The organism is Citrobacter pasteurii, assembly GCF_019047765.1.
GTDB lineage: Bacteria > Pseudomonadota > Gammaproteobacteria > Enterobacterales > Enterobacteriaceae > Citrobacter > Citrobacter pasteurii.
Window position 1 is genome coordinate 640,100 of sequence record NZ_CP077262.1, and the last position, 26,160, is coordinate 666,259.

General features: G+C 53.8%; 25 protein-coding genes and 1 pseudogene. 14 read left to right on the top strand and 12 right to left on the bottom strand.

Features of this window, described 5'->3' with window-relative positions:
- The first annotated feature begins 16 nt into the window (after nucleotides 1-16).
- From yhfZ to I6L54_RS03095, 8 genes are all read left to right on the top strand, one after another.
- A complete protein-coding gene (gene yhfZ, locus I6L54_RS03060) occupies nucleotides 17-922 on the top strand; it encodes a GntR family transcriptional regulator YhfZ (protein WP_005121648.1) in 906 nt (301 codons plus the stop codon).
- Nucleotides 923-937: 15 nt separating this feature from the next.
- On the top strand, nucleotides 938-1,300 hold the full coding sequence (locus tag I6L54_RS03065; protein ID WP_005121649.1) for a hypothetical protein: 363 nt from the start codon (nucleotides 938-940) through the stop codon (nucleotides 1,298-1,300).
- Nucleotides 1,301-1,383: 83 nt separating this feature from the next.
- Nucleotides 1,384-2,547: a YhfX family PLP-dependent enzyme gene (locus I6L54_RS03070; protein WP_040231748.1), complete on the top strand. Its 1,164-nt coding sequence runs from the start codon at nucleotides 1,384-1,386 to the stop codon at nucleotides 2,545-2,547.
- Nucleotides 2,547-3,773: a phosphopentomutase gene (locus tag I6L54_RS03075; RefSeq protein WP_040231749.1), complete on the top strand. Its 1,227-nt coding sequence runs from the start codon at nucleotides 2,547-2,549 to the stop codon at nucleotides 3,771-3,773. Before I6L54_RS03070 ends, I6L54_RS03075 begins: the two co-directional genes overlap by 1 nt.
- Nucleotides 3,770-4,648, top strand: a complete 879-nt coding sequence (locus I6L54_RS03080; protein WP_005121652.1) for a phosphotriesterase-related protein — start codon at nucleotides 3,770-3,772, stop codon at nucleotides 4,646-4,648. The genes I6L54_RS03075 and I6L54_RS03080 overlap by 4 nt, the downstream gene beginning before the upstream one ends.
- Before the next feature lie 10 nt (nucleotides 4,649-4,658).
- Nucleotides 4,659-5,012: a DUF2620 domain-containing protein gene (locus I6L54_RS03085; RefSeq protein ID WP_040231750.1), complete on the top strand. Its 354-nt coding sequence runs from the start codon at nucleotides 4,659-4,661 to the stop codon at nucleotides 5,010-5,012.
- Between the two features lie 11 nt (nucleotides 5,013-5,023).
- On the top strand, nucleotides 5,024-6,328 hold the full coding sequence (locus tag I6L54_RS03090; protein ID WP_005121654.1) for a YhfT family protein: 1,305 nt from the start codon (nucleotides 5,024-5,026) through the stop codon (nucleotides 6,326-6,328).
- 13 nt (nucleotides 6,329-6,341) lie between these two features.
- On the top strand, nucleotides 6,342-7,436 hold the full coding sequence (locus I6L54_RS03095; protein ID WP_005121655.1) for an aminotransferase class I/II-fold pyridoxal phosphate-dependent enzyme: 1,095 nt from the start codon (nucleotides 6,342-6,344) through the stop codon (nucleotides 7,434-7,436).
- A gap of 67 nt (nucleotides 7,437-7,503) precedes the next feature.
- On the opposite strand, the gene I6L54_RS03100 is transcribed toward I6L54_RS03095, so the two are convergent.
- From I6L54_RS03100 to tsgA, 6 genes are all read right to left on the bottom strand, one after another.
- Entirely contained in the window at nucleotides 7,504-7,674 is a 171-nt protein-coding gene (locus I6L54_RS03100) for a YhfL family protein (protein ID WP_040231751.1), read from the bottom strand.
- 272 nt (nucleotides 7,675-7,946) lie between these two features.
- Nucleotides 7,947-9,320 (bottom strand): siroheme synthase CysG, encoded by a 1,374-nt coding sequence (cysG, locus tag I6L54_RS03105; protein ID WP_040231753.1) that lies wholly within the window; start codon nucleotides 9,318-9,320, stop codon nucleotides 7,947-7,949.
- Nucleotides 9,321-9,331: 11 nt separating this feature from the next.
- Nucleotides 9,332-10,141, bottom strand: a complete 810-nt coding sequence (gene nirC, locus I6L54_RS03110; RefSeq protein ID WP_005121658.1) for a nitrite transporter NirC — start codon at nucleotides 10,139-10,141, stop codon at nucleotides 9,332-9,334.
- A 180-nt stretch (nucleotides 10,142-10,321) separates the two neighbouring features.
- On the bottom strand, nucleotides 10,322-10,648 hold the full coding sequence (gene nirD, locus I6L54_RS03115; protein ID WP_005121659.1) for a nitrite reductase small subunit NirD: 327 nt from the start codon (nucleotides 10,646-10,648) through the stop codon (nucleotides 10,322-10,324).
- A complete protein-coding gene (gene nirB / locus I6L54_RS03120; RefSeq protein WP_040231754.1) occupies nucleotides 10,645-13,188 on the bottom strand; it encodes an NADPH-nitrite reductase large subunit in 2,544 nt (847 codons plus the stop codon). Before nirB ends, nirD begins: the two co-directional genes overlap by 4 nt.
- Nucleotides 13,189-13,491: 303 nt before the next feature.
- Nucleotides 13,492-14,673, bottom strand: coding sequence for an MFS transporter TsgA (tsgA, locus tag I6L54_RS03125; protein ID WP_005121661.1), 1,182 nt, complete (start codon nucleotides 14,671-14,673; stop codon nucleotides 13,492-13,494).
- Between the two features lie 264 nt (nucleotides 14,674-14,937).
- Between tsgA and ppiA the strand changes: the two genes are divergently transcribed.
- The 5 genes from ppiA to argD all read left to right on the top strand — a co-directional run bounded on the left by ppiA (nucleotide 14,938) and on the right by argD (nucleotide 18,274).
- Nucleotides 14,938-15,510 carry a peptidylprolyl isomerase A gene (gene ppiA, locus I6L54_RS03130; protein ID WP_003023595.1) on the top strand — a complete coding sequence of 191 codons (573 nt, stop codon included), beginning with the start codon at nucleotides 14,938-14,940 and terminating at the stop codon, nucleotides 15,508-15,510.
- A 106-nt stretch (nucleotides 15,511-15,616) separates the two neighbouring features.
- The gene (locus I6L54_RS03135) at nucleotides 15,617-15,784 is read left to right on the top strand and encodes a FicA/YhfG family antitoxin (RefSeq protein WP_005121663.1); all 168 of its coding nucleotides are present in this window, start codon (nucleotides 15,617-15,619) and stop codon (nucleotides 15,782-15,784) included.
- On the top strand, nucleotides 15,774-16,376 hold the full coding sequence (locus I6L54_RS03140) for a putative adenosine monophosphate-protein transferase Fic (RefSeq protein ID WP_040231756.1): 603 nt from the start codon (nucleotides 15,774-15,776) through the stop codon (nucleotides 16,374-16,376). The genes I6L54_RS03135 and I6L54_RS03140 overlap by 11 nt, the downstream gene beginning before the upstream one ends.
- A gap of 31 nt (nucleotides 16,377-16,407) precedes the next feature.
- Complete coding sequence (gene pabA / locus I6L54_RS03145) at nucleotides 16,408-16,971, top strand: aminodeoxychorismate synthase component 2 (RefSeq protein ID WP_040231757.1); 564 nt, start codon at nucleotides 16,408-16,410, stop codon at nucleotides 16,969-16,971.
- An 85-nt stretch (nucleotides 16,972-17,056) separates the two neighbouring features.
- Nucleotides 17,057-18,274 (top strand): bifunctional acetylornithine/succinyldiaminopimelate transaminase, encoded by a 1,218-nt coding sequence (argD, locus tag I6L54_RS03150; protein ID WP_040231759.1) that lies wholly within the window; start codon nucleotides 17,057-17,059, stop codon nucleotides 18,272-18,274.
- Nucleotides 18,275-18,369: 95 nt separating this feature from the next.
- Here argD and I6L54_RS03155 read toward each other — a convergent pair whose 3' ends face one another.
- Both I6L54_RS03155 and crp read right to left on the bottom strand, forming a co-directional pair.
- Complete coding sequence (locus I6L54_RS03155) at nucleotides 18,370-20,457, bottom strand: YccS/YhfK family putative transporter (protein ID WP_040231785.1); 2,088 nt, start codon at nucleotides 20,455-20,457, stop codon at nucleotides 18,370-18,372.
- Nucleotides 20,458-20,508: 51 nt separating this feature from the next.
- Nucleotides 20,509-21,141, bottom strand: a complete 633-nt coding sequence (gene crp, locus I6L54_RS03160; RefSeq protein ID WP_000242758.1) for a cAMP-activated global transcriptional regulator CRP — start codon at nucleotides 21,139-21,141, stop codon at nucleotides 20,509-20,511.
- Nucleotides 21,142-21,447: 306 nt separating this feature from the next.
- Here crp and I6L54_RS03165 point away from each other — a divergent pair, with 306 nt between their 5' ends.
- Nucleotides 21,448-21,852 carry an OsmC family protein gene (locus tag I6L54_RS03165; protein WP_040231761.1) on the top strand — a complete coding sequence of 135 codons (405 nt, stop codon included), beginning with the start codon at nucleotides 21,448-21,450 and terminating at the stop codon, nucleotides 21,850-21,852.
- A gap of 98 nt (nucleotides 21,853-21,950) precedes the next feature.
- Here I6L54_RS03165 and I6L54_RS03170 read toward each other — a convergent pair whose 3' ends face one another.
- The 4 genes and pseudogenes from I6L54_RS03170 to I6L54_RS03185 all read right to left on the bottom strand — a co-directional run bounded on the left by I6L54_RS03170 (nucleotide 21,951) and on the right by I6L54_RS03185 (nucleotide 26,094).
- Nucleotides 21,951-22,820 carry a phosphoribulokinase gene (locus I6L54_RS03170; protein WP_003827751.1) on the bottom strand — a complete coding sequence of 290 codons (870 nt, stop codon included), beginning with the start codon at nucleotides 22,818-22,820 and terminating at the stop codon, nucleotides 21,951-21,953.
- Nucleotides 22,821-22,873: 53 nt separating this feature from the next.
- Nucleotides 22,874-23,092: a YheU family protein gene (locus tag I6L54_RS03175; protein ID WP_040231763.1), complete on the bottom strand. Its 219-nt coding sequence runs from the start codon at nucleotides 23,090-23,092 to the stop codon at nucleotides 22,874-22,876.
- Nucleotides 23,089-24,148 (bottom strand): annotated as a pseudogene (locus I6L54_RS03180) (hydrolase). The gene I6L54_RS03175 and the pseudogene I6L54_RS03180 overlap by 4 nt, the downstream one beginning before the upstream one ends.
- Nucleotides 24,149-24,192: 44 nt before the next feature.
- Complete coding sequence (locus tag I6L54_RS03185) at nucleotides 24,193-26,094, bottom strand: ABC transporter ATP-binding protein (protein WP_005121672.1); 1,902 nt, start codon at nucleotides 26,092-26,094, stop codon at nucleotides 24,193-24,195.
- Between the last annotated feature and the right edge of the window lie 66 nt (nucleotides 26,095-26,160).

Below are 26,160 nucleotides of genomic sequence, written 5' to 3' on the forward strand. Positions count from 1 at the left end.
TTACTGAAAATATATAATGAGTCGGACATTTATCAAGAAGGAAGGGGTTGTACTGACAACCCTGGCCCGTTACCTGCTCGGTGAAAAGTGTGGTAACCGTTTGAAAACCATTGATGAACTGGCGAGCGAATGCCACTCGTCGGTGGGATTAACGCAGGCCGCGCTAAAAACACTGGAATCGTCAGGGGCTATCCGTATTGAGCGTCGTGGGCGTAATGGTAGTTACCTGGTGGAGATGGATAATCGTACGCTGCTTAAGCATGTGGATATTAATAACGTGGTCTGTGCGATGCCGCTGCCTTACACCCGTTTATATGAAGGGCTGGCGAGTGGGCTGAAAGCGCAGTTCGATGGGATCCCGTTTTATTACGCACACATGCGTGGGGCTGATATTCGCGTGGAATGCCTGCTAAACGGCGTTTATGACATGGCGGTGGTTTCTCGCTTGGCTGCGGAAAGTTACCTTGCCCGGGATGGATTGCGCATCACGTTGGCGCTGGGGCCGCATACCTACGTCGGTGAACACCAGTTGATTTGTCGCAAGGGCGAATGTGCCGCGGTAAAACGGGTCGGACTCGATAATCGCTCGGCGGATCAGAAAATCATGACCGAGGCCTGTTTTGGTGGCCGGGACGTTGAACTGATCGATATGCCCTATCACGAGAGCTTGCAGCGCATCGCGAAAGGAGATGTCGATGCGGTGATCTGGAACGTGGTGGCAGAAGCTGAGTTGGCGGTACTGGGATTAGAAGCCACACCGCTTACCAACGATCCGCGATTTCTGCAGGCCACGGAGGCGGTAGTGCTGACCCGGGCAGAGGATTATCCGATGCAACAGCTACTGCGGGCAGTTGTTAATAAAGAGGCGCTGCTTGCCCACCAACAACGTGTGGCGAACGGTGAACAGGAACCCAGTTATTAGGTGAAGGCGAACGACATGGAAAACAGGCTGAGCCTGCTGTGTGAAGCAGGTGTTATCGACAAGGATATTTGCAGCGGTATGCTGCAGGTAGTCAGGCGGCTGGAAGAAGAATGGCGTTTGCCGGTTCACAGCGAGCAAGGAACCATGGCGATGACGCATATGGCGAGTGCGCTAATGCGCAGTCGCCAGGGCGAGGTGATTGAAGCGCTGGATGGTGAGCTGCTGGAGGAGCTGGCGCAATCTCATCTCTGGCCGACTATTTTATTGATCCATCAGGCACTGCTGAAAGAGTTTACGGTGGCGCTGCACGCGAATGAAGAAGGCTACATGCTGGCAAACTTGTATGGATTGTGGATGGCGGAGAACGAAGGCGTCTGAAATCAATGGAGAAATAGCTTATTGCATCTTAAATATTCAAAAAAATGAATATTTAGCTGAAGGATTAGAAACGAGGCAGAGAAATGTTTATAGACGCATTGAAACGCCAGAACCCCGCGCTAATCTCCGCCGCTGTCGCGCTGTGGCAGCAGGGAAAGATCGCGCCTGACAGTTGGGTTATTGATGTTGACCAGGTTATTGAGAATGGCAAACGCCTGCTGGACGTCGCCAGGCAGCATGGCATCTCGCTGTATCTGATGACCAAACAGGTTGGACGCAATCCGTGGCTGGCCGACAAGCTGTTGCAGCTTGGCTATGAAGGCATTGTGGTCGTGGATTATAAGGAGAGTCGCGTCATGCGACGTGCCGGGTTGCCGGTGGCGCATCAGGGACATCTGGTGCAGATCCCTTCGCGACAGGTCAATCAGGCTGTCGCACAAGGAACCGAGGTCATTACGTTGTTTTCGCTGGAGAAAGCGCGCGAAGTTTCCGCTGCTGCGGTGAAGGCCGGCTGTGAACAGAACGTGATGCTGAAGGTGTACGACAAAGATGATTTTCTCTACCCGGGGCAAGAAAGCGGATTTCCGCTGATGTATCTGACGGATGTGGTCAATGAAATCCGCAGACTGCCGGGTCTGCGCCTGAGCGGCCTCACCCATTTCCCCTGCCTGTTATGGGATGAAAACTCAGCGCAGACGATGCCGACGCCTAATCTGCATACGCTGGTAAATGCCCGACGTCAGTTGGTTGAGGCCGGGATTGCCATTGAGCAGCTTAATGCGCCGTCAGCCAGTAGCTGCACATCATTACCCTTGCTTGCGGAATATGGCGTCACCCACGCCGAGCCGGGTCATGCGCTGACTGGCACCATTCCTTCCAATCAAAAGGGTGACCAGCCTGAGCGTATTGCGATGCTGTGGCTGAGCGAGGTCTCACACACGTTTCGCGGGGACAGTTATTGCTACGGCGGGGGCTATTACCGTCGCGGCCATGCGCAAAATGCGCTGGTCTTTACGCCGGAAAATGACGTCCCCATAGCCGCGAAGCTAAAGCCCGTGGACGACAGCAGTATCGATTACTACCTGCCTGTGGCTGGTGAGTTTCCGGTGAGCAGCGCAGTGATCTTCTGCTTCCGCACACAGATCTTCGTGACGCGTAGCGACGTGGTGCTGGTGTCGGGTATCCAGCGTGGCGCGGCTGAAATCGTCGCGCGTTATGACAGTCTCGGCAATATTCTGGAGGACTAATGGCCCGATTCGTGGTGTTGGTAATCGACAGTTTTGGCGTCGGCGCAATGAAAGACGTCGCGCGGGTCAGACCCCAGGATGCCGGGGCGAATACCTGTGGACATATCCTGGGTGAACTTCCGCAGTTACGGCTGCCAACGCTGGAAAAGTTGGGGCTGATAAACGCCCTGGGCTATGCGCCGGGCGTGATGAAACCGTCAGCATCGGCAGTCTGGGGCGTTGCAGAGTTGCAGCATGAAGGTGGCGATACCTTTATGGGGCATCAGGAAATTTTAGGCACACGGCCTCAGGCGCCGCTGCGGATGCCATTTAACGACGTCATCGATGGTGTTGAGCAAGCACTGAAAGCGGCTGGCTGGCAGGTGGAACGTCGTGGTGGCGAGCTGGCGTTTCTGTGGGTCAACGATGCGGTTGCGGTGGGCGATAACCTCGAGGCGGATTTAGGTCAGGTCTACAACGTCACAGCTAACCTGTCCGCCATTGCGTTTGATGAGGTGCTAAAGATTGGCCGCGTCGTGCGCGAGCAGGTTCAGGTCGGGCGCGTTATCACCTTTGGCGGTCAGCTTACGAACAGCCAGCGCATTCTGGATGCCGCCGAAACGATGGAAGGGCGCTTTGTCGGCATTAATGCCCCACGCTCCGGCGCGTATGAAAGCGGTTTTCAGGTCAGGCATATGGGCTTTGGCGTAGATGAGCAGGTACAGGTGCCGCAAAAACTGTATGACGCCGGAATCCCTACCGTGCTGGTCGGTAAAGTGGCGGATATTGTTGGCAACGCGCACGGGCGCAACTGGCAAAACCTGGTGGATAGCCAGCAGATCATGGATATCACCCTTAACGAATTTAACGCTGAGTCGACGGTATTTATCTGTACCAACATTCAGGAAACCGATCTTGCCGGACACGCTGAAGACGTCGCGCGGTATGCCGAACGATTGCAGCTTGTTGACCTTAATCTTTCGCGCCTTCTGGCCGCTATGGATCCCAATGACTGTCTGGTGGTCATGGCCGATCACGGCAACGATCCGACCATTGGGCACAGCCATCATACCCGGGAAGTGGTGCCAGTTTTGGTGTATCAGCAGGGGCTGGAGCCTGCGCAATTAGGCATTCGGGCGACGTTATCCGATGTTGGCGCGACGGTGTGTGACTTTTTTGGCGCGCAGCGACCGCAAAACGGCAGCTCTTTTCTTTCGGCTTTACGGCTTTCAGGAGACACCTTATGAATTTTGATCCGACGGGCTACACCTGGGTCCACGAGCATCTGCATATCGATCTCTCCGGGTTCAAGAATAACCTCGACTGCCGGTTAGATCAGTACGATCTCATCTGTCAGGAGATGAAGGATCTCCGGGCGTCAGGCGTCAGCAACATTATTGAGATGACCAACCGCTATATGGGACGTAATCCGCAATTCATGCTCTCACTGATGCGCGATACCGGGATTAACGTTATGGCCTGTACAGGCTATTACCAGGATGCGTTTTTTCCTGAACATGTCTCGGCCCGCAGCGTGGAACAGCTCGCGCAGGAGATGGTCGATGAGATTGTCGTCGGTATTGATGGCACTGAATTGAAAGCCGGAATTATCGCGGAAATCGGCTCCAGCGAAGGGGTAATTACGCCGCTTGAGGAGAAGGTATTTATCGCCGCAGCGCGGGCGCATAGCGAAACCGGACGCCCTATCTCGACCCACACCTCATTTAGCACGATGGGCCTGGAACAGCTGGCTCTGCTGAAGGCGCACGGCGTCGACCTTTCCCGCGTGACCGTGGGTCACTGCGATTTGAAAGATAACCTCGACAACATCTATCGCATGATCGATCTCGGCGCGTATGTGCAGTTCGATACCATCGGTAAAAACAACTATTACCCGGACGAGAAACGCATCGCCATGCTGCATGCGCTACGCGATCGCGGACTGCTTAGCCACGTCATGCTCTCTATGGATATTACCCGCCGCTCGCATTTAAAAGCCAATGGCGGTAATGGCTACGACTACCTGTTAACCACCTTTATCCCACAGCTGCGCCAGTCAGGATTCAGTCAGGCCGATGTGGACACGATGTTACGTGATAACCCCTCAAAATTTTTCCAATAAGGACAGAATCATGAAAAAGATTGGTGTTGCTGGCTTACAGCGTGAGCAGATTAAAAAAACTATCGAAACCGCCGCTCCGGGATGCTTTGAAGTCTCCATTTATAACGATATGGAAGCGGCGATGAAGGTGAAATCCGGACAGTTGGATTACTACATCGGTGCGTGTAACACCGGCGCGGGCGCAGCGCTGTCGATCGCCATCGCGGTGATTGGCTACAACAAAAGCTGCACTATCGCCAAGCCGGGTATTAAGGCGAAAGACGAACATATCGCAAAAATGGTTGCGGAAGGGAAAGTGGCATTTGGTCTCTCCGTCGAACATGTTGAACATGCGATTCCGATGCTGGTTAACCATCTGAAATAAAAGGCATGACTATGGATCTGTATATTCAGATTGTGGTGGTGGCCTGCCTGACCGGCATGACGTCACTTCTGGCACATCGCTCGGCGGCCGTCTTTCATGACGGCATCCGTCCGATTCTGCCGCAGCTGATCGAGGGGTACATGAATCGCCGTGAGGCGGGAAGTATCGCATTTGGTCTGAGCATCGGCTTTGTCGCGTCGGTTGGGATCTCCTTTACCCTGAAAACCGGCTTACTCAACGCCTGGCTGCTGTTCCTGCCGACGGATATTCTCGGCGTGCTGGCGATGAACAGCCTGTTGGCGTTCGGACTGGGCGCTATCTGGGGCGTGCTGATTCTGACCTGCCTGCTACCGGTGAACCATCTGCTCACAGCGTTGCCGGTTGATGTACTGGGTAGCCTTGGCGAGCTGAGTTCTCCGGTCGTTTCCGCATTCGCACTTTTCCCGCTGGTCGCGATTTTCTACCAGTTTGGCTGGAAACACAGCATTATCGCGGCGGTGGTGGTGCTGATGACCCGCGTAGTGGTGGTGCGTTACTTCCCGCATCTGAACCCGGAATCGATTGAGATTTTTGTGGGGATGATGATGCTGCTGGTGATTGCCATTACGCATGATATTCGCCACCGTGGCGATGAAGAGATGGATGCCAGCGGGCTATCGGTCTTTGAGGAGCGAACCTCGAGGATTATTAAAAACCTGCCGTACATCGCGATTGTCGGCGCGTTGATTGCCGCCGTCGCCAGTATGAAGATTTTCGCTGGCAGCGAAGTCTCAATTTTTACGCTGGAAAAAGCCTATTCGGCGGGGATTACGCCGGAGCAATCGCAGACGCTGGTTAACCAGGCGGCGCTGGCGGAATTTATGCGTGGGTTGGGTTTTGTGCCGTTGATTGCCACCACCGCGCTGGCAACCGGTGTATACGCGGTAGCGGGCTTCACCTTTGTTTATTCCGTTGGCTATCTGGCTCCGAACCCGTGGATAGCGGCACTCCTTGGCGCTATCGTGATTTCCGCGGAAGTGCTGCTGCTGCGCTCCATTGGCAAATGGCTGGGGCGTTATCCGTCAGTGCGTAACGCGTCGGACAATATTCGTAATGCGATGAATATGCTGATGGAAATGGCGTTGCTGGTAGGTTCTATATTTGCCGCCATCAAGATGGCGGGCTACACCGGCTTCTCGATTGCGGTAGCGATTTACTTCCTCAACGAATCGATAGGGCGTCCGGTGCAGAAGATGGCAGCCCCGGTTGTAGCGGTGATGATCACCGGTATTGTGTTGAATATTCTCTACTGGCTTGGTCTGTTTGTTCCGGCCTGAGGAGGCGTAAAACATGAAGACGTTTCCCCTGCAAAGCCTGACGCTCGCGCAGGCGCAGCAGAAGCAGTTCGCGCTGGTGGATACGCTCTGCCGTCACTTCCCTGGCGCTGATTTTCTGGCCGGTGGCGATTTGGGGCTGGCCCCGGGGCTGAATCAGCCCCGGGTCACGCAGCGTGTGGAAAAGGTGCTGGCCGAGGCGTTTCATGCTGAAGCCGCCGTGCTGGTTCAGGGCGCTGGCACCGGGGCTATTCGCGCCGGGTTGGCTGCACTCCTCAAACCCGGCCAGCTACTGCTGGTACACGACGCACCTGTGTATCCTACAACACAGGTGCTCATCGAGCAGATGGGCATCACTCTGGTCAGGGTTGATTTCAACTGCCTCCCGGCAATCGCGCGGGCTATTACGCAGCATCGCCCTGATGCCGCGCTGGTGCAGCATACGCGTCAGCAGCCGCAGGATAGCTACGATTTAGCTGAGGTGTTGTCAGAGATAGCGCAAAATGGCGTACCGACATTGACCGATGATAACTACGCGGTGATGAAGGTAGAGCGTATCGGTTGTGAATGCGGGGCGACGCTGTCTACCTTTTCCTGTTTTAAGCTGTTTGGCCCGGAAGGCGTCGGCGCCGTGGTGGGGGAGGCAGCAGCCATTGCCAGGATCCGCGCAACGATGTATTCCGGCGGCAGCCAGATCCAGGGCGTGCAGGCACTGGAGGTGCTACGTGGCCTGGTTTTCGCCCCGGTGATGCATGCGGTACAGGCTGGGGTATCTGAACGGCTGCTAACGATGCTCAATAGTGGAGTGCTACCCGAGGTGAAACAGGCTGTTATTGCCAATGCCCAGTCGAAGGTGCTGATCGTGGAGTTTCACCAGCCGATTGCCGCTGGTGTGCTGGGAGAGGCACAAAAAAGAGGTGCGCTGCCGTATCCGGTAGGAGCGGAATCGAAATATGAAATTCCGCCGCTGTTCTATCGCCTTTCGGGGACGTTTCGCGAAGCAAATCCGTTGCTGGGTGATTATGCGATTCGCATTAATCCTAACCGCAGTGGAGAAGAGACCGTGCTACGTATTTTGCGCGAGAGCGTGAGTGCGATGATGTGTGAATGAGTATCTAATCTATAAATGCAAAAACCGGGAAATTCCCGGTTTTTTTGTATCTGCGCAATCGCTTCTATTATTGGTCTGCAGCCGGGCCACAGCCACCAATAATTTTAGAAATTGAAATTGCCGGATGCAGTAAGTAATCGTAGCTGCAGTTATTTTTTTTGTTTTCGATATGACCAGTACATGCAGTCAACGTAGCCAGAACACCAGCAACGATGGTGATTTTTGCAAGTTTAAACATGATAAAATCCTTGTAAAATATCTATTTTTTAAATGGATGAAATCCATTTCTCGACAATTAAGATATCAACTAAGGAAAATTTTAAATAGTCCGAATAAGGACATAATAATGTTTGGGTAAAATATATTTTTAATGAATTAAAATACTATGAAATGTATCTGTAATTAATAAATTGATGAATGCTATGGATGATGTGTTATTTAGATCAAAGATTAACTTTTGTGAATCATAAATAGATGCCCTGATATTAAGGGCATCTATTTAGCGTTCAATTAATGGTTCGAGAACCAGTTGAGTTTATCACGCAGTCCAACCACGCGACCGACAATAATCAGCGCCGGACTTTCAACCTGTTGTGCCAGTTCACCGAGCTGTGTCAGCATACCGCTGACGACGCGCTGTGTTACGGCAGTACCGTTCTCGACCAGGGCAACCGGCATATCGGCTTGCATACCAAACTCGATGAGTTTTTCCTGAATCGTTGCCGCCTGATTCAGCCCCATGTAGAACACCAACGTTTGTTTCTCTGCCGCCAGGTTCTCCCAGTCCAGCTCACCGCCTGTTTTAAGGTGCCCAGTGACCAGGCGTACGCTCTGTGCATAGTCGCGATGGGTTAGTGGGATACCGGAATAAGCAGAACAGCCAGAGGCCGCGGTAATGCCTGGCACGACAGAGAATGGAATACCGGCATGACACAGGGTTTCCAGCTCTTCGCCGCCGCGGCCAAAGATGAACGGGTCGCCGCCTTTCAGTCGTACTACGCGTTTACCTTGTTGCGCTTCACGCAGTAGGATCTGGTTGATCTCTTCCTGCGGTACGCAGTGATAACCCGCACGTTTGCCTACGAACACACGATCCGCATCGCGACGCACGAGGTTCATGATATCGTCGGAAACCAGACGGTCATACACCACAACATCAGCTTGCTGGATCTGCTGTAACCCTTTCAGCGTCAATAGTCCGGCATCGCCAGGACCGGCGCCAACCAGCACCACTTCACCCCGGTGATCCAGCGGTTCGCTGAGCAACTGCTCGGTGGTTTCCTCTACGGCTTGCTGGTCGTTGTTCGCCAGTGACTGCGCCAGGCGGTCATTAACAAACAATTTTTCCCAGAAGCGGCGACGTTCACCCATGCTGGCAAACTGTTTTTTCACGCGGGAGCGCAGTTGCCCTGCATATTGTGCGACCTGGCCCAGATGCTGCGGCAATACGGATTCGAGTCTTTCACGCAGCAGGCGGGCAAGAACAGGGGATGTACCGCCTGAGGAGACCGCCACCATCAGCGGCGAGCGGTCGATAATGGAGGGCATGATAAAACTGGCCGCTTTTGGCGCGTCGACCACGTTGCAGAAGATACGGCGTGTCTCTGCGGCGTTGCTGACGCTAAGGTTAACGGCATCGTCATCAGTAGCGGCGATAGCCAGCCAGCAAGAGTCGAGCAGGGCTTCATCGAATGGCCCCTCAACCAGCGTCAGCATGCCTTCATTTGCCCATACGGTGAACTGCGGAATAAACGCCAGCGCATTAACCGTTAAACGGGCGCCAGCTTCCAGCAGTAACCGCGCTTTGCGTTCTGCGACATCACCACCGCCGACGATCAAGCAGTCGCGGTCACGTAGTTGACAAAATATAGGCAAATGATCCACGACATTACCCCTTAATTATTGGCAGCAGCCTCTGGCTGGTTGATTTTTGCCGGAGCCGGACGCTCCGATTTTGGCGTAGCATACCAATAACCCAACCCCATGAATACGACACCGGACAAAGTATTACCGAGTGTCACCCACAGAAGGTTATGACCAATTCCGGACAGGGTATAAGCCTCGCTGTGATGGCCGAACCAGGAAAGGGCAAACAGCGTCATATTGGCTACGGAGTGTTCATAGCCGGACGCGATAAACGCCAGCAGACACCACCAGATTGCAAGGAACTTCGCCGCGCCTTCGGTGCGGATTGCCATCCAGATTGCCAGGCAAACCAACCAGTTACACAGCGCGCCTTTAAAGAACAGTACTGTTGCAGGTGCGGTGGTTTTCGCCAGCGCGACCGTATGTACGATGCTGGTGTCGACCGGCAACAGACTGCCACCGCCCCAGCTATACAGCAGAGCGACAAACACAGACCCCACGAGGTTGCCGAGCCAGGTTTGCGGCAGGATCGCCCACATTTGACCGTGGCTGATGGTGCCCGCTTTCACGCCGAGCGTCAGGAACATCGTGTGTCCGGTGAACAGTTCGGAACCGGCAATAATCACCAGCGTCAATGCAATACCAAAGGTTGCACCCATCACCAGCGGGCGCACGGATGGGTCAAGCAAATTACCGAGCGTAAAAATAAGAATGATGCCGAGACCAACGTAGGCCCCTGCCATTGCTGAGCTGACCCAGAACCCGAGCGGGTTATTTGCCGACAGGCGTGCGATGCGCGCAGCGTTAGCCGCACACTTATTGATAGTGTCTGTGAACATGTGTTGATTATCCTTGAAGTACAAAAAGAAATCGTAACCGTAGGCCGGATAAGGCATTTATGCCGCCATCCGGCAATGTGCTTTTGCAATTGCCTGATGGCGCTACGCTTATCAGGCCTACCAATAAAAGACCTACAAATACGTCAAAAAAGGGGAGGCGTTGCGCCTCCCAAAAATTCATTAACCGCGCAGTTGTACCGTGCCGTCTTTCACTCGCGCTTCGTAATGCTTCACGGAAAACTGTTCGTCTTCCATGCACAGACCGTCGCTTAAGCGAAAACGCTGTTTTTTCAGCGGACTGGCGACCCACAGCTCACCCTGATGTTCAGCAATCAACCCACGCGACAGCACGCTGGACTCAAAAAATGGGTCAATGTTGCTGATCGCAAACACCTGATCGCTGTGATACGGGCGGAAAATAGCAACCTGCTCAGTACCTAACAGGGCGCAGACGCCTGTCGCAGGCAGAATGTCATCGATTTTGCAGATGTTTTTCCACTGGCTCATGCGTTTTCCTCCACCAGAGTCACCGGAATACGTTCATAAGGCGTAGCCGGACGATGTTGTTCGCGCTCAGGTACAACCTGAACATTCGGATCGCGTTGATCGCTGTTGATAAAGTGTTTAAAGCGAACCTGTGCGGATGGCGTGTTGACCGTTTCTGTCCACTCACACACCACCGCTTCACGCAGACGAGCCATCTCTTCTTCCAGGTGCTGGTTCAGCCCCAGTTTGTCGTCGATGATGACTGATTTCAGATAGTCGATGCCGCCTTCCAGGTTATCTAACCACGGTGCAGTACGGGTCAGTTTGTCCGCAGTACGGATGTAGAACATCATAAAGCGGTCAAGGTACTTGAGCAGCGTTTCACGATCGACATCGGCCGCCAGCAGGTCTGCATGACGCGGTTTCATCCCGCCGTTACCGCAAACGTACAGGTTCCAGCCTTTCTCTGTGGCGATAATACCCACGTCTTTGCCCTGAGCTTCCGCACATTCACGGGTACAGCCGGAGACGCCGAATTTCATTTTGTGCGGGGTACGAATACCTTTGTAGCGATTTTCCAGTTCCACGCCGAAGCCGACGCTATCGCCGACGCCATAACGACACCAGGTGCTACCGACGCAGGTTTTCGCCATACGCAGTGCTTTAGCGTACGCGTGACCGGTTTCAAAGCCCGCTTCAATCAACTGACGCCAGATTTCCGGCAGGTCATCTTTCTGCGCGCCGAACAGACCAATACGCTGGGAGCCGGTAATTTTGGTGTACAGGTTAAATTCACGCGCGATACGACCGACAGCCACCAGGCCTTCCGGGGTAATTTCACCGCCCGCAGAGCGCGGGATCACGGAGTAGGTACCGTCTTTCTGGATATTGGCCAGGAAGTTGTCGTTGGTGTCCTGCAGCGGTGTATGCTGTGGTTTGAGGATGTACTCATTCCAGCAGGAGGCCAGCAGGGAGCCGACGGTGGGTTTACACACTTCGCAGCCGTAACCTTTACCGTGTTTAGCCAGCAACTCTTCGAAAGTTTTAATGCCTTCTACGCGGATCAGGTGGAACAGTTCCTGACGTGAGTACGGGAAATGTTCACACAGGTTGTTATTCACTTCGATACCCTGTTTCGCCAGTTCGGCGTTCAGGACCTGCGTCACCAGCGGGATACAACCGCCGCAGCCGGTACCGGCTTTGGTTTCGGCTTTCAGCGCCGCAACGGTGTGACAACCTTTGTTGATAGCGGCAACCAGCATGCCTTTGGTGACGTCAAAGCAGGAGCAAATCTGCGCGCTGTCCGGCAGTTTATCGACACCGATAGATGGCTTACCGCTGCCCGCGTGTGCTGGCAGAATTAGTGAATCCGGATTTTCCGGCAGTTCAATGGCGTTCAGCACCAATTGCAGCAGATTGCCGTAATCGCTGGTGTCGCCAACCAGAACCGCGCCGAGCAGGGTTTTGTTATCTTCGCTAACGATCAGGCGTTTGTAGACTTCTTTGCTTTCGTCGAGGTAAACATAGCTACGCGCTCCCGGTGTACGACCGTGCGCATCGCCAATCCCGCCGACATCCACGCCGAGCAACTTTAGTTTGGCGCTCAGATCTGCGCCTTCAAAGGCATTCTCGGTTTCGAGAATATGATCCACGGCGACCTGCGCCATTTTGTAACCCGGCGCGACCAGACCATATACGCGGTTGTTCCAGCTGGCGCATTCGCCAATCGCATAGATATCCGGGTCAGATGTCTGGCAACTGTCGTTAATCACGATCCCGCCGCGCGGCGCGACGTCCAGACCGCACTGGGTGGCCAGTTTGTCGCGTGGACGAATACCGGTGGAGAAGACGATGAAATCAACTTCCAGCTCGCTGCCGTCGGCAAAACGCATGGTTTTGCGCGCTTCGGTGCCTTCCTGGACGATCTCTTTGGTGTTTTTGCTGGTGTGCACACGCACGCCCATGCTTTCAATTTTGCGACGTAACTGCTCGCCACCCATATGATCCAGCTGTTCAGCCATCAGCATCGGGGCGAATTCAATCACGTGGGTTTCCACGCCGAGGTTTTTCAGGGCACCAGCGGCTTCCAGACCCAGCAGGCCTCCACCGACAACGGCGCCGCGTTTGCTACGGCGCGCGCAAGACTCAATAGCGTTGAGGTCTTCAATGGTACGGTAAACGAAGCAGTCCTGGGTTTCGGAACCTTTAATCGGTGGGATCCACGGATAGGAACCGGTCGCCATGATCAGCTTGTCGTAATAGACCGTACGACCCGCGCTGGAGTGGATTACCTTCTCCTGGCGGTTGATGGTAATTGCACGCTCGCCCACTAATACCTTAACGCCGTGCTTCTCGTAGAACCCTTCACGCACCAGAGAAAGCTCTTCGGCGGTGTGGTGGGAGAAGTAGGAAGACAGGTGTACACGGTCGTACGCTTTGCGGGGTTCTTCACAGAAGACGGTAATATCAAAATTGGCAGCGTCGGATTTATCAAGAAGATCCTCAATAAAGCGATGGCCGACCATACCATTACCGATAATAGCGAGTCTGACTTTGCTCATTTTTGCCTCGATTTCTTTTCTATTACTGCCTACCTTAACGATTCAGCAACCGCGCTTATTGATACAAATCAAATTCGGCCTTATATACTCCTTAAGAGGTATATGGCTGATTTAACTGCATTTTTATAAGTAACGGAATTAACAGGCTTTTCGTGTTTGTATAAAAAGCGTACAATTTAAGGGGTTTTGGGGGGGAATAAGGCGCGAGAATATGCCGGATGGCGGCGTTGCCTTATCCGGCCTATGAACAGTTGCTCTTGTAAGCCGGATAAGATGCGTTAGCATCGCCATCCGGCAGTGAGATTAATGCGTGGCTGGCGCGTTATGCTGGCGATGACGCGTGACGAACCCAAGAATAAAGCACATCACGAATACGACGGCATACAAACCGTTCGCCGTCTGCAATGCCGCCAGCGGGCCGCTGTGGGCCACGATAGGGCCGGTGACCACGAAGGTGAGCATAGTACCGATAGTGCCGCAGGTCAGAACGAAGTTAACCAGTTTTGGTGAGGCGACCTTCGTCTGCTGTGAGCCGAGGGTAATAATGGTGGTATAAATCGCGCTGGAGAAGAAGCCCAGCGTCAGAATGAACCACGGCATATGTTCCGGCGTACCGGTGATGAACAGATACATCAGAACGGTGGCCAGACCTGCCAGTACGGTCAGGATGCGCTGCAGATCGAAGAATCGCAGGATAAAGCTAAACGCCCACATGCCAACCATGTAAGACATCCAGAAGTCGCTGACCAGTTTACCCGCATCGTTCAGGCTCATGCCCAGGCTTTTAGCGTATTCTGGTACCCAGGAGATAAAGCCCAACTGACCGAGGATGTAGCACAGTGCGGCGATCGCCAGGAACAGCACGCCAATCCCCCATTTTTCTTTCACTACCGGCGCGTCCTGTTGCTGTGCGTGTTTACCCAACGCCGGGAATTCGCAGCCAAAGGTCAGCAGGAAAATGGCGACATAGACCAGGCCGATGCAGGCATAGACCCAATACCACTCGATGCTGCGTGCTAACAGATACGCTGCCACCATCGGGAAAATCATGCCCGCCATGCTGAAGAAGGAGTCGGTAAACAGCAGGCGGGAACCGCGCTGGCGACCTTCGTACATCTGGGTCACCAGGAATGTACCAATCGACATGGTGATACCACTCACCACACCCAGTACAAACATGGCGGCAGAGAACAAGGCCAGGCTATGGCTGAACATCAGCCCGGCGACTGCCAGGACCATCAGGATGAAGCCAAAGCGCAGTTGGGTTTTCAGTGGCACAATTTCCATCAGCCATGCATTCAGAAAGATAGAGATCAGAATGCCGGCATTCAGGAAGGTGAAAGTGTTACTCATACTGGAAACCGGCAAATGGAAATAGTCTGCGATGTTTCCCATCACCATCCCGGTGACAATGACCAACGCACCTGTCAGGGCGTAGGAGAGAAAGCTAATCCATGTGAGCTTAATGCGATTGCTGTTAGTCATGACTGGCCTGTATAGAAGTGTAAGGCGCATTGACTGCGCCGTGAGCGGGCAGATTTTAGGCGCTTTTGTGATGTATTTAAATATTTATTAGCAATGACTTGGTTTATTACATTTTTGTATGTGATCTAAATCACATTGAGTCATGCGGCAGTAAGGTTACATTTGTTTCAAGTACGTAAAATTAGGTAAAGGGATGGCCTTGTCCTTGAAGGCTCTTTAGAATCAATTCACTTGCTTCATTTCTGCTCTTGTTAAGGAATTCTCATGCTCAAATCGACTCTGGCGGCTGTTGCAGCTGTTCTCGCTCTTTCTGCTCTCTCTCCCGCAGCACTGGCAGCAAAAGGGGACCCGCATGTCCTGCTGACAACGTCTGCCGGTAACATTGAGCTGGAGCTGAACAGTCAGAAAGCCCCGGTTTCAGTGCAAAACTTTGTCGATTATGTCAACAGCGGTTTCTATAACAACACCACGTTCCACCGTGTGATCCCGGGTTTTATGGTGCAGGGCGGTGGTTTTACCGAGCAGATGCAGCAGAAGAAACCTAACCCGCCAATCAAGAATGAAGCCGATAACGGGCTGCGTAATACCCGTGGCACGATTGCTATGGCGCGCACTGCAGATAAAGACAGCGCGACCAGCCAGTTCTTTATCAATATTGCAGACAACGCTTTCCTCGATCATGGCCAGCGTGATTTTGGTTACGCCGTCTTTGGTAAAGTTGTGAAAGGTATGGATGTCGCAGATAAGATCTCTCAGGTTCAGACCCATGATGTGGGTCCTTACCAGAATGTTCCGTCAAAACCGATTGTTATCCTTTCTGCCAAAGTCCTGCCGTAATCGTATTTTGCGCGGGCAGCGCTTGCCCGCGTTCTCTCCCTTCTCTGCGTAACCCGAAATTGCTGCTTATACTTGTGGCAAGTGTCGGCTCATTCAGGGAGGTCACGTGAAAAAACTCACCGATAAACAAAAGTCCAGGATCTGGGAACAACGGCGAAACGCCAATTTCCAGGCCAGTCGGCGGCTGGAAGGCGTGGATATTCCACGAGTTACCCTGAGCGCTGAAGATGCGCTGGCGCGTGTTGAAGCGTTGAGGAGGCACTATGAGCGATAAATTCGGTGATGGACGTGACCCCTATTTGTATCCGGGCCTGAATGTCATGCGTAACCGCCTGGGAATTCACCAGGCACAGCGTCTGGCGCAGGCAGCTTATGAGTTGACGGCATTGCGCGCGGCCACTATCGAATTGGGCCCGCTTAAACGAGGTTTGCCGCATCTGTGCGCTATTCATCGCCAACTCTATCGGGACATTTTTGACTGGGCGGGACATCTGCGAGAAGTCGATATTTACCAGGGTGATACCCGTTTTTGCCATTTCGCTTATATCGAGAAAGAGGGCAATGCGCTGATGCAGGACCTGGAAGACGAGTCCTGGCTGGTGGGGTTATCGGAAGACAAGTTTGTCGACCGCCTCGCACACTACTACTGTGAAATTAACGTGCTACACCCGTTTCGCATCGGCAGTGGTCTGGCGCAGCGTATTTTCTTCGAACAGTTGGCGATTCATGCCGGGTATATACTCAACTGGGAGGGCATCCAGGTTGAGGAGTGGAACCAGGCAAATCAAAGCGGCGCCATGGGGGACCTGTCCGCACTGCAGGCGATATTTCGTAAAGTGGTAAGCGAAGCCCTGGAAACTGAGTAGAATAGCGCGGTTCTTCTGTACCGGAGCCGCCATGATCCTGCTTATCGATAACTACGATTCTTTTACCTGGAACCTGTATCAATACTTCTGCGAACTGGGCGCAGATGTTCTTGTCAGACGCAATGACGCGCTGACGCTGGCGCAAATTGATGCGCTGAATCCGCAGAAAATCGTCATTTCCCCGGGGCCATGCACGCCGGATGATGCGGGCATCTCGCTGGATGTCATTCGCCATTATGCGGGTAAGATCCCTCTGCTGGGCGTTTGTCTGGGCCATCAGGCGATGGCGCAGGCCTTTGGCGCGACCGTTGTACGGGCGGCGAAAGTGATGCATGGTAAAACGTCGCCGATTACGCATAACGGGCAGGGCGTTTTTCAGGGATTGGCAAACCCGCTAACGGTGACGCGCTACCATTCGTTGGTGGTCGCACCTCAGACGTTGCCTGAGTGCTTTGAAGTGACTGCGTGGAGTGAAACGCAGGAGATCATGGGTATTCGCCACCGGGAGTGGGATATGGAGGGGGTGCAGTTTCACCCGGAGAGTATTCTCAGCGAACAGGGGCATCAGCTGCTGGCTAATTTCCTCAACCGGTGATTTGTGGTTGCTATTCAGTGATTTTTTATTCATATTTTGTGATTATAATTTCACTAACATTTCTGCTTAACAGGGTGGCAATGACATGGCAACTGAACAAACTGCAATTACGCGCGCAACATTCGATGAAGTAATTCTGCCGATTTATGCACCGGCAGAGTTTATTCCGGTAAAGGGGAAAGGAAGTCGAATCTGGGATCAACAGGGTAAAGAGTACGTTGATTTCGCGGGCGGCATTGCAGTGACCGCGTTAGGGCATTGCCATCCGGCACTGGTCGAGGCGTTAAAAACCCAGGGTGAAACCCTGTGGCATACCAGCAACGTTTTCACCAACGAACCGGCGTTACGCTTAGGTCGTAAACTCATTGATGCGACTTTCGCCGAGCGCGTACTGTTCATGAACTCCGGTACCGAAGCTAACGAAACCGCCTTTAAGCTGGCGCGCCACTATGCCTGCGTGCGTCATAGCCCGTTCAAAACCAAAATCATTGCCTTCCATAACGCGTTTCATGGTCGCTCGCTGTTTACCGTATCCGTCGGCGGGCAGCCGAAATATTCCGACGGCTTTGGACCAAAGCCGGCAGATATCATCCATGTACCGTTTAACGATCTGCATGCGGTCAAAGCGGTGATGGACGATCACACCTGCGCGGTGGTGGTTGAGCCAATTCAGGGGGAGGGCGGCGTTACTGCGGCAACGCCGGAATTCCTGCAAGGTTTGCGCGAACTCTGCGATCAGCACCAGGCGTTGTTGGTATTTGATGAGGTGCAGAGCGGGATGGGGCGTACCGGCGATTTGTTTGCCTATATGCACTACGGCGTGACGCCGGATATCCTCACCAGCGCTAAGGCTCTTGGCGGCGGCTTCCCGGTGAGCGCGGTACTGACGACGCTGGAGATAGCCTCCGCATTCCATGTTGGCTCGCATGGTTCGACCTACGGTGGTAACCCATTGGCCTGCGCGGTTGCGGGAGCGGCGTTTGATACCATCAACACGCCGGAAGTGCTGGAAGGTATTCAGGCCAAACGCCAGGCGTTTGTGCAGCATTTGCAGAAAATTGATCAGCAGTTTGATATTTTCAGCGATATTCGCGGCATGGGACTGTTGATTGGCGCTGAGTTGAAGCCGCAGTTTAAAGGCCAGGCGCGTGATTTCTTGTACGCCGCGGCGAATGAAGGGGTGATGGTGCTGAACGCCGGACCGGACGTGATGCGTTTCGCGCCGTCGCTGGTGGTGGAGCAGACCGATATTGATGAAGGGATGCAGCGCTTCGCGCAGGCCGTGGCGAAAGTGGTGGGTTGACGGATTGCCGGATGGCGCTACGCTTATCCGGCCTACGAATCACACCTTACTCTGTAGGCCGGATAAGGCGTTTACGCCGCCATCCGGCAACTCTCTTAACCTTTCATGTCCCGCAACCGGCGGCTCAGCCAGATCCCATGGTGCGGTCGCTGACGCCATGCAACCGACGAAATGGTATGCATGGTGTTCAGATGCCCCAAAACCCGCTGCAGATGCTGCTCAAGGGTGCTTAAAGGCCCATGGGACAGCATCTCTGGCGCTTCGAGAATATTCACATCGCCGGAGCTTCCGGGACCGTCATATTCCAGCCGCTGCTGACAGCGCTGGATCGCAATTTCACAGGACTCCAGATACCGCTGCGCCAAATCCGGCGTCAGCATCGTATGTTCCCTTGCCAGGGTAGTCATTGCATTGATGTGCTCGACGATGAACTGGCTATGCGTAACCCACAGTTTCATGTCCGCCAGATAGTGCGAGTTGAACCCAGGCTCCTGCATCGCCTGGTTCAGCGAGTTGAACAGCGTGTTATGCGCCTGGTTGACCCGCATGCGTTGATACGCCAGCGGTGTGGCCTGGGGATCGTTGCTAAGAATCAGGCGAATGGCCTCCTGATCGGCTTCTAACGCATCGTGGGCGTTTTTACGCAGCAAACCGCTCTGCCACTGCGGCCACAGCCAGAGCATCCCGCCAAAAGCGATCAGGCAGCCAGTGATCGTATCGATAAACCGCGGCACGATAAACTGTTCCCCGTTCAGCGTCAGCAGTTGCAGGGTATATACCGCGGTGACCGTAAAGCCGACGGTAGCCCAGCCGTAGTTTTTGCGGATGGTCAGATAACTCACCAGGGTTATCAGCAGCATGCCTGCCAGCGTGTAACCTTCCTGAATATGAAAGTGCAGCGTAACACCTGCAATCACCAGGCCGACAAGCGTGCCCACCGAGCGGTGTAAAATACGCACCCGGGTTGCCCCGTAGCCATTTTGCGTGACGAACAGGATTGTCATCAAAATCCAGTAGGGTTTGGGCAGGTGTAAGGCGCTGCCCATCAGGCTGGCAATGCTCAACATGACGCTGATGCGTCCGGCATTACGCAGCGCCGGGGATTTCAACGACAGATAGCTTTTCAGGGCAGGGATCAGCGGCAGCCGACGCTGCTTGTCAGCCATTAAATCCCGTGCATACAGCGGGCGCTGGGTGCGTAGCACGCGGGCAATACGGCTGAAGTGCCAGTAGCAAAATTGTCCTACCGGATTGTCCGGATGCTGGTTGGCGATTTTTTCCAGCGTGCCAATTTGTTTATCCATTGAAAAACGCGTCGGCAAGCGGTGATACAAAATGTCATCAGCCAGAACGCGAAGGCGTTCGGCGACGGTGCGCGCATTCCAGCGAATCACCTGTTCGGCGTGGCTACGTTCGACCAGCTTTTGCACCTCTTCCGGCTGGTGGAGGCTAACGGAAATATGTTCCTGTAGATCGAGCGCCTCCTGAAAGGCACGTAGCAGGCGCTTATAATCGTTGTTGCGATGTGCCGACAGCATATGCATTTGCTGATAGCACTGGGTAATCAAATCCACCGCTTTTTGTTGGCGTACCAGTAGGGGAGGCAGCGCTTTTTCGGGATCGGCATGCTGGGTCAGCAGGCTGTACTTGGCCTCACAGTAATCGGCTAATTCGCGGTACAACAAACTGAGCGATTCGCGCAGCGGCTGCTCGCGCCACATCCAGAACCAGAACCAGTTGAACAGGCCGTACCATACTGTCCCCAGCGCATAGATCAGCAGTGGCTCCCAGACGGGCATGTTGCCGGCCAGACTCAGTGTGAAAATCGCCGCGATCAGCGAGGCGGGCAGAAGTCGCGCATGTAACGGGCTTAGCTCGGCGGTCACACCGAGAATCAGCGTCAGGCCGGTGAGGATCAGCGGCAGCGGTATAGTCTGTGCCAGCAGTAACTGCATAATCAGGCTGCAGCCGGCAAACAGCGACGCGCCTATAACCAAACGTTTGAAAAAGCGCTTATGCGGGGTATCAAGACCGGCAATATTGCAGCAGGCAGGGACGAGGGAGAATAAGAGCCCCAGATGAAGCTGACCGATGATCAGACCGACAGCCACAGGTAAACATAGCACCAGCGTCTGTCGTAGTGCGTAGTTGATCTCGGGGTGATAAATCAGTCTTCGCCACATCGGAGCAAACAAAAATGGCGCATTACTACGTAACACGCCATGTCGATGGGATTAACGCGTGCCGTAGACGACGATGGTCTTACCATGCGCGGAGATCAGATTCTGATCTTCCAGCATTTTCAGGATACGACCAACGGTTTCACGGGAACAGCCAACGATCTGGCCAATTTCCTGACGGGTGATTTTAATCTGCATGCCGTCCGGGTGAGTCATTGCGTCAGGCTGTTTCGCCAGATTCAGCAGAGTCTGGGCGATACGACCAGTTACGTCGAGGAAGGCAAGGTTGCCTACTTTTTCAGACGTTACCTGCAGACGACGAGCCATCTGAGAAGACAGACGCATCAGAATATCTGGGTTGACCTGGATTAATTGGCGAAATTTTTTGTAGGAAATTTCAGCGACTTCACATGCGGTTTTGGCACGTACCCAGGCGCTACGTTCCTGGCCTTCTTCGAAGAGGCCTAATTCACCAATAAAATCGCCCTGATTCAGATAAGAGAGGATCATTTCTTTCCCTTCTTCATCTTTGATCAGCACTGCCACTGAGCCTTTAACGATGTAATACAACGTTTCCGCTTTTTCACCCTGGTGAATCAGCGTGCTCTTCGATGGGTACTTATGAATATGGCAATGAGACAAGAACCATTCGAGAGTCGGGTCTGTTTGCGGTTTGCCAAGCACCATGCGCGGTTATCCTCTGTTATAAGCTGTCTCCAGAGCCAAAAAACAACCTGTCTCTGGGTTTGCAAAAATGTGCTTCCCGCTACCTGGGAAGGGGGCTGTCAATACGTGCGACGGCCTGTAATGTGATGTCCTCTGCATACATGCAGTACGTCAATGTATTACTGTAGCATCCTGACTGTTTTAGCATAGCTTTCGCCGTGTGTCTCCTGGTGTCTCGCTTCAGCATGACGCAGGTCGCCTTCCGTTGCGAGAATTGTTATGTACGCGTAATCTGTCAGGAAAATTGAAACATTGGAGTTACGAAATATGCAAGCGCGTGTAAAGTGGGTTGAGGGGCTAACCTTCCTCGGTGAGTCCGCCTCAGGCCACCAAATTTTGATGGACGGTAACTCTGGTGATAAAGCGCCGAGTCCGATGGAGATGGTGTTAATGGCGGCAGGGGGGTGTAGCGCCATTGATGTGGTGTCGATCCTGCAAAAGGGTCGTCAGGATGTCACCAACTGCGAAGTGAAGCTCACCTCTGAGCGTCGTGAAGAAGCGCCGCGTCTGTTTACCCACATTAACCTGCATTTCATCGTAACGGGTCGCGACCTGAAAGATGCTTCCGTCGCGCGTGCGGTAGATCTTTCGGCGGAAAAATATTGCTCCGTGGCGCTGATGCTGGAAAAGGCGGTGAATATCACCCATTCCTATGAAGTGGTTGCCGCGTAATTGCTGATGCCGGATGGCGGCGTTGCCTTATCCGGCCTACAGGGTGATGTTGAGTCGTAGGCCCGATAAGCGAAGCGCCATCGGGCGCTTTCCACATATCACTCTATCTTTTTGCCTTCCATCAGGCGCTGGACCAGCGGCAGCATAATCAATTCCATCGCCAGACCCATTTTTCCGCCCGGTACGACCAACGTATTGATATGCGAAATGAATGAGCCCTGCAGCATCGCCAGTAGCCACGGGAAGTCGATCCCTTCCAGATTACGAAAATGAATCACGACAAAGCTTTCATCGAGTGACGGAATGCTCTTGGCGGCAAAGGGATTAGAGGTGTCGACGGTCGGTACGCGCTGGAAGTTGATATGCGTACGGGAAAACTGTGGCGTGATGTAATTGATGTAATCGTCCATTGAGCGCACCACCGAATCCATCACCGCTTCGCGCGAGTGTCCACGCTCGCTGGTATCGCGGGTCAGCTTCTGGATCCACTCCAGGTTGACGATCGGCACCACGCCAACCAGCAGATCGACATGCCGCGCCACATTTTGTTGCGGGGTTACTACGCCGCCGTGCAATCCTTCATAGAACAGGACATCCGTCGGTTCAGGCAGCGGCTGCCAGGGGGTAAATGTTCCCGGAACCTGATTCCACGGTACGGCCTCATCATAGGTGTGCAGGTATTTACGCGACTGACCTTTGCCCGTCTGGCCGTATTCAATGAAGGTTTGCTCCAGCAGACCGAAGTCGTTAGCTTCGGGGCCGAAGTAGCTGATATGCCGCCCTGCATCGCGTGCTTTGCGAATCGCCATGTCCATCTCCGGACGGGTATAGCGGTGAAAACTGTCACCTTCCACCTCGGCGGCGCGCAGATTTAACTGTGCGAAAATTTTACGAAACGCGAGGCTGGTGGTGGTGGTCCCCGCGCCGCTGGATCCTGTTACCGCAATCACCGGATGTTTGGCAGACATAACAACTCCATAAACAGGTTGGTTTTTTATTATAGTCAGCCGTCGACAACCGATTATTCGCGAAACTGTTTCCGCGGCATAATGTTGACCGTTTCATGCAGTTCTGACCATACCAGGATGGCTTCGCCAGATTGTAACTGGCGTCTGACGTCGGCGACTTTTTGTTCGAGCGAGCGTTCATGTTCACCATAATCGGTGCCTTCGCGCAAGACAAAGCTTTCAATCAGGTTGTCCAGCGCGTCCGGGGAGATGTCTTGCCAGGGAATCATCATGATGATGCCTCCAGATATGTTGTCAGCCAGTCGGGAATACGGGATTCCAGCCACATCTCAGGGCGACGTAACGTGCCGCCAATAAATCCGACGTGTCCACCGTGCTCGGTGAGTTGATACTCCACCTGCGGGGGCAGATTCTCGGGTTGCGGGATGACATGACTATCCATAAACGGATCGTCTTTGGCATGGATAATCAGCGTCGGTTTGGCGATCCGATTCAACAGTGGCATGGCGCTGCACTGACGATAGTAATCTATAGCGTCAGCAAAACCGTGGATTTTAGCTGTGATCAAATCGTCGAAATCGCGAATACGGCGCAGGGATTTTAATTGCGCGAGGCTCACCGGCAGCGACCCCGGGTAGGCTTCCAGTTTCCGTGAGGCGTTGGCTTTCAGCAGATTGAGCAGGTAGCGCTGGTAGACGCGGGAGAAACCTTTCTCCATGTGATAACTACAGGCTTCCAGCACAAACGGTGCAGAGACGATAACTGCCGCATCAATGGGGATCGTGTTCCCTTCTTTTGCCAGCAGGCAGGCCAGCATGTTTCCACCGAGCGAATAACCTACTGCAGCGGTGGGTACACGACCGAACTCACGCTCCAGCCAGTTTAAAAACCAGGTGCCGTCTTCTGTTTCACCGGAGTGATAAATACGGTTCAGACGATTGGGTTCGCCGCTACAGCCACGGAAATGCATCACCACACCCAGCCAGCCGCGCTTTTGCGCCGCCTCAATCAGTCCGTGGGCGTAGGGGCTGTTCAGACTGCCTTCCAGACCGTGAAAAACCACCAGACGTGGCTTGTGTTTCGCCTGTTGCGGATCTTCACTCCACGCCAGATCGACAAAGTCACCGTCAGGCAATTCCAGACGCTGCCAGTGGGCATTGAACTTCACCTTGCGGCGAATTAAACGCGGCAGCATCGTCTGCAGATGGCGGTTACTGATACCGCGCATTGGGCGGAAATCTCGCGAATCGCCGATAGGTGGGGTCATTTCTGTGGACGTGATTTCAACCATAACACCAGAGCAATTAATAATCGGAAAGAATAACTATACCGCGCGCAGCGCGTGCGGGTTAGCCAATATGTGATTTTGTGCTTATTCGGCCAGCATCTGCTCAAGCTGTTCCTGCGCGTCCAGCCAGGCCATTTCACACTCTTCCAGCCCGGACTTCGCGCTTGCCTGTTGCTGCAAACACGCCGTGAGTTCGGCCTTGCGGTTTTGATCGTACAGTTCGCTGTCGCCAAGTTTCTCTTCCGCCTGCGCCAGCTGTGCGTGCAGTTTCTCCATCTCTTTTTCCAGACGAGTGATCTCTTTACGCAGCGGTTGCGTCAGGGTGCGCAGTTCAGCTTCGCGACGCTTCTGGTCTTTACGCGCTTGGGCGCTGTTAACGCTCTCTTTCGCCGGTTCGTCGCCCTGGCTTTCCTGTTTTTGCACATCGCTCAGCCACTGCTGATAATCCTCCAGATCGCCGTCAAACGGCTCGACTTTCTTGTCGTGTACCAGATAGAGGTCGTCGGTGGTGGAGCGAATCAGGTGACGGTCGTGCGAGACCACGACCAGTGCGCCTTCGAAATCGATCAGCGCTTCGGTCAGCGCCTGGCGCATATCCAAATCCAGGTGGTTGGTCGGTTCATCGAGCAGCAGCAGGTTCGGGCGCTGCCAGACGATCAACGCCAGCACCAGACGCGCTTTTTCACCGCCGGAGAAACGTCGGGTTTCTTCGCTGACTTTATCGCCCTGGAAGCCGAATCCACCGAGGTAATCACGCAGTTTCTGTTCGAGCTCTTGTGGCGCCATTCGTGCCAGGTGCTGAATGGGGGATTCATCAGCGCGCAAAAATTCTAGCTGGTGCTGTGCGAAGTAACCCAGTTTGATGCCCTTCGCCAGACCAATCTCGCCGCTGATGGGAGCCAGTTCGCCAGCCAGCAGCTTGATCAACGTTGATTTACCCGCACCGTTACGACCGAGCAGGCCGATGCGGGATCCCGGCACCAGATTCAGTTTGATCGAATCGAGAATGACGCGATCGCCGTAGCCAGCGCTGACTTTTTCCATCTTCAACAGCGGGTTTGGCAGGCTTTCCGGCTCACGGAAGCTAAAGTGGAACGGGTTATCCACGTGCGCTGGGGCAATCAGCTCCATGCGTTCCAGCATTTTGATACGGCTCTGCGCCTGCTTTGCTTTCGTTGCTTTAGCGCGGAAACGATCGATATAGCTTTGCAGATGCGCCACACGCTCCTGCTGGCTTTCGTACATGGCCTGTTGCTGCGCGAGGCGGGTTGCACGCTGGATTTCAAACGCGCTGTAGTTGCCGGTGTACTCGAACATGGTTTGTTGTTCGATATGGATAATTTTATCCACCACCGGGTCGAGGAAATCCCGGTCGTGGGAAATCAAAATCAGCGTGCCCTGATAGCTTTTCAACCATCTTTCCAGCCAGATTACCGCATCGAGATCGAGGTGGTTGGTTGGTTCATCAAGCAGTAGCAAATCTGAACGGCAAATCAGCGCCTGGGCCAGGTTGAGACGCATACGCCAGCCACCAGAGAAATCGCTGACCGGGCGTTCGAGCTGCTCGTTAGAGAAACCGAGACCGTGCAGCAGGCTGGCCGCGCGTGAGCGAATGGTCCAGGCGTCTATGGCGTCCAGCTTTCCGTGTACGGTGGCAATGGCGTGCCCATCGTTACGTTCGTTGGCATCGTTTAGCTGGGCTTCCAGTTGGCGATATTCGCGGTCGCCATCAATCACGTATTCCAGCGCAGGCTGTGGTAACGCAGGTGTTTCCTGATTCACCCATGCGAGTTGCCAGTTTCCCGGGAACGTAAATCCGCCGGCGTCAGCGCTGATTTCATTTTTCAGCAATGCCAGCAGGGTAGATTTACCGCAGCCATTTTTACCCACCAGGCCAACCTTCTGCCCTGGATTAATGGTGGCCGTGGCATTGTCCAGCAAGACGCGCACGCCGCGACGAATTTGTAACGATGAGAAAACAATCATAAGGCGCCGTATGTTCAGACTATGTTAATTTATCATTATGATAATGTAATGTGTGGGCCGTTTGCC

Bases quoted from the DNA above. Each gene is read 5' to 3' on its own strand.
- I6L54_RS03155 (WP_040231785.1), bottom strand. From the start codon at position 20,457: ATGTGGCGAAGACTGATTTATCACCCCGAGATCAACTACGCACTACGA.
- pabA (WP_040231757.1), top strand. From the start codon at position 16,408: ATGATCCTGCTTATCGATAACTACGATTCTTTTACCTGGAACCTGTAT.
- nirC (WP_005121658.1), bottom strand. From the start codon at position 10,141: ATGTTCACAGACACTATCAATAAGTGTGCGGCTAACGCTGCGCGCATC.
- I6L54_RS03175 (WP_040231763.1), bottom strand. From the start codon at position 23,092: ATGATGATTCCCTGGCAAGACATCTCCCCGGACGCGCTGGACAACCTG.
- I6L54_RS03065 (WP_005121649.1), top strand. From the start codon at position 938: ATGGAAAACAGGCTGAGCCTGCTGTGTGAAGCAGGTGTTATCGACAAG.
- nirB (WP_040231754.1), bottom strand. From the start codon at position 13,188: ATGAGCAAAGTCAGACTCGCTATTATCGGTAATGGTATGGTCGGCCAT.
- ppiA (WP_003023595.1), top strand. From the start codon at position 14,938: ATGCTCAAATCGACTCTGGCGGCTGTTGCAGCTGTTCTCGCTCTTTCT.
- I6L54_RS03095 (WP_005121655.1), top strand. From the start codon at position 6,342: ATGAAGACGTTTCCCCTGCAAAGCCTGACGCTCGCGCAGGCGCAGCAG.
- I6L54_RS03080 (WP_005121652.1), top strand. From the start codon at position 3,770: ATGAATTTTGATCCGACGGGCTACACCTGGGTCCACGAGCATCTGCAT.
- argD (WP_040231759.1), top strand. From the start codon at position 17,057: ATGGCAACTGAACAAACTGCAATTACGCGCGCAACATTCGATGAAGTA.
- I6L54_RS03075 (WP_040231749.1), top strand. From the start codon at position 2,547: ATGGCCCGATTCGTGGTGTTGGTAATCGACAGTTTTGGCGTCGGCGCA.
- I6L54_RS03140 (WP_040231756.1), top strand. From the start codon at position 15,774: ATGAGCGATAAATTCGGTGATGGACGTGACCCCTATTTGTATCCGGGC.
- crp (WP_000242758.1), bottom strand. From the start codon at position 21,141: ATGGTGCTTGGCAAACCGCAAACAGACCCGACTCTCGAATGGTTCTTG.
- tsgA (WP_005121661.1), bottom strand. From the start codon at position 14,673: ATGACTAACAGCAATCGCATTAAGCTCACATGGATTAGCTTTCTCTCC.
- I6L54_RS03100 (WP_040231751.1), bottom strand. From the start codon at position 7,674: ATGTTTAAACTTGCAAAAATCACCATCGTTGCTGGTGTTCTGGCTACG.
- I6L54_RS03090 (WP_005121654.1), top strand. From the start codon at position 5,024: ATGGATCTGTATATTCAGATTGTGGTGGTGGCCTGCCTGACCGGCATG.
- I6L54_RS03170 (WP_003827751.1), bottom strand. From the start codon at position 22,820: ATGTCTGCCAAACATCCGGTGATTGCGGTAACAGGATCCAGCGGCGCG.
- I6L54_RS03165 (WP_040231761.1), top strand. From the start codon at position 21,448: ATGCAAGCGCGTGTAAAGTGGGTTGAGGGGCTAACCTTCCTCGGTGAG.
- I6L54_RS03070 (WP_040231748.1), top strand. From the start codon at position 1,384: ATGTTTATAGACGCATTGAAACGCCAGAACCCCGCGCTAATCTCCGCC.
- I6L54_RS03085 (WP_040231750.1), top strand. From the start codon at position 4,659: ATGAAAAAGATTGGTGTTGCTGGCTTACAGCGTGAGCAGATTAAAAAA.
- yhfZ (WP_005121648.1), top strand. From the start codon at position 17: ATGAGTCGGACATTTATCAAGAAGGAAGGGGTTGTACTGACAACCCTG.
- nirD (WP_005121659.1), bottom strand. From the start codon at position 10,648: ATGAGCCAGTGGAAAAACATCTGCAAAATCGATGACATTCTGCCTGCG.
- I6L54_RS03185 (WP_005121672.1), bottom strand. From the start codon at position 26,094: ATGATTGTTTTCTCATCGTTACAAATTCGTCGCGGCGTGCGCGTCTTG.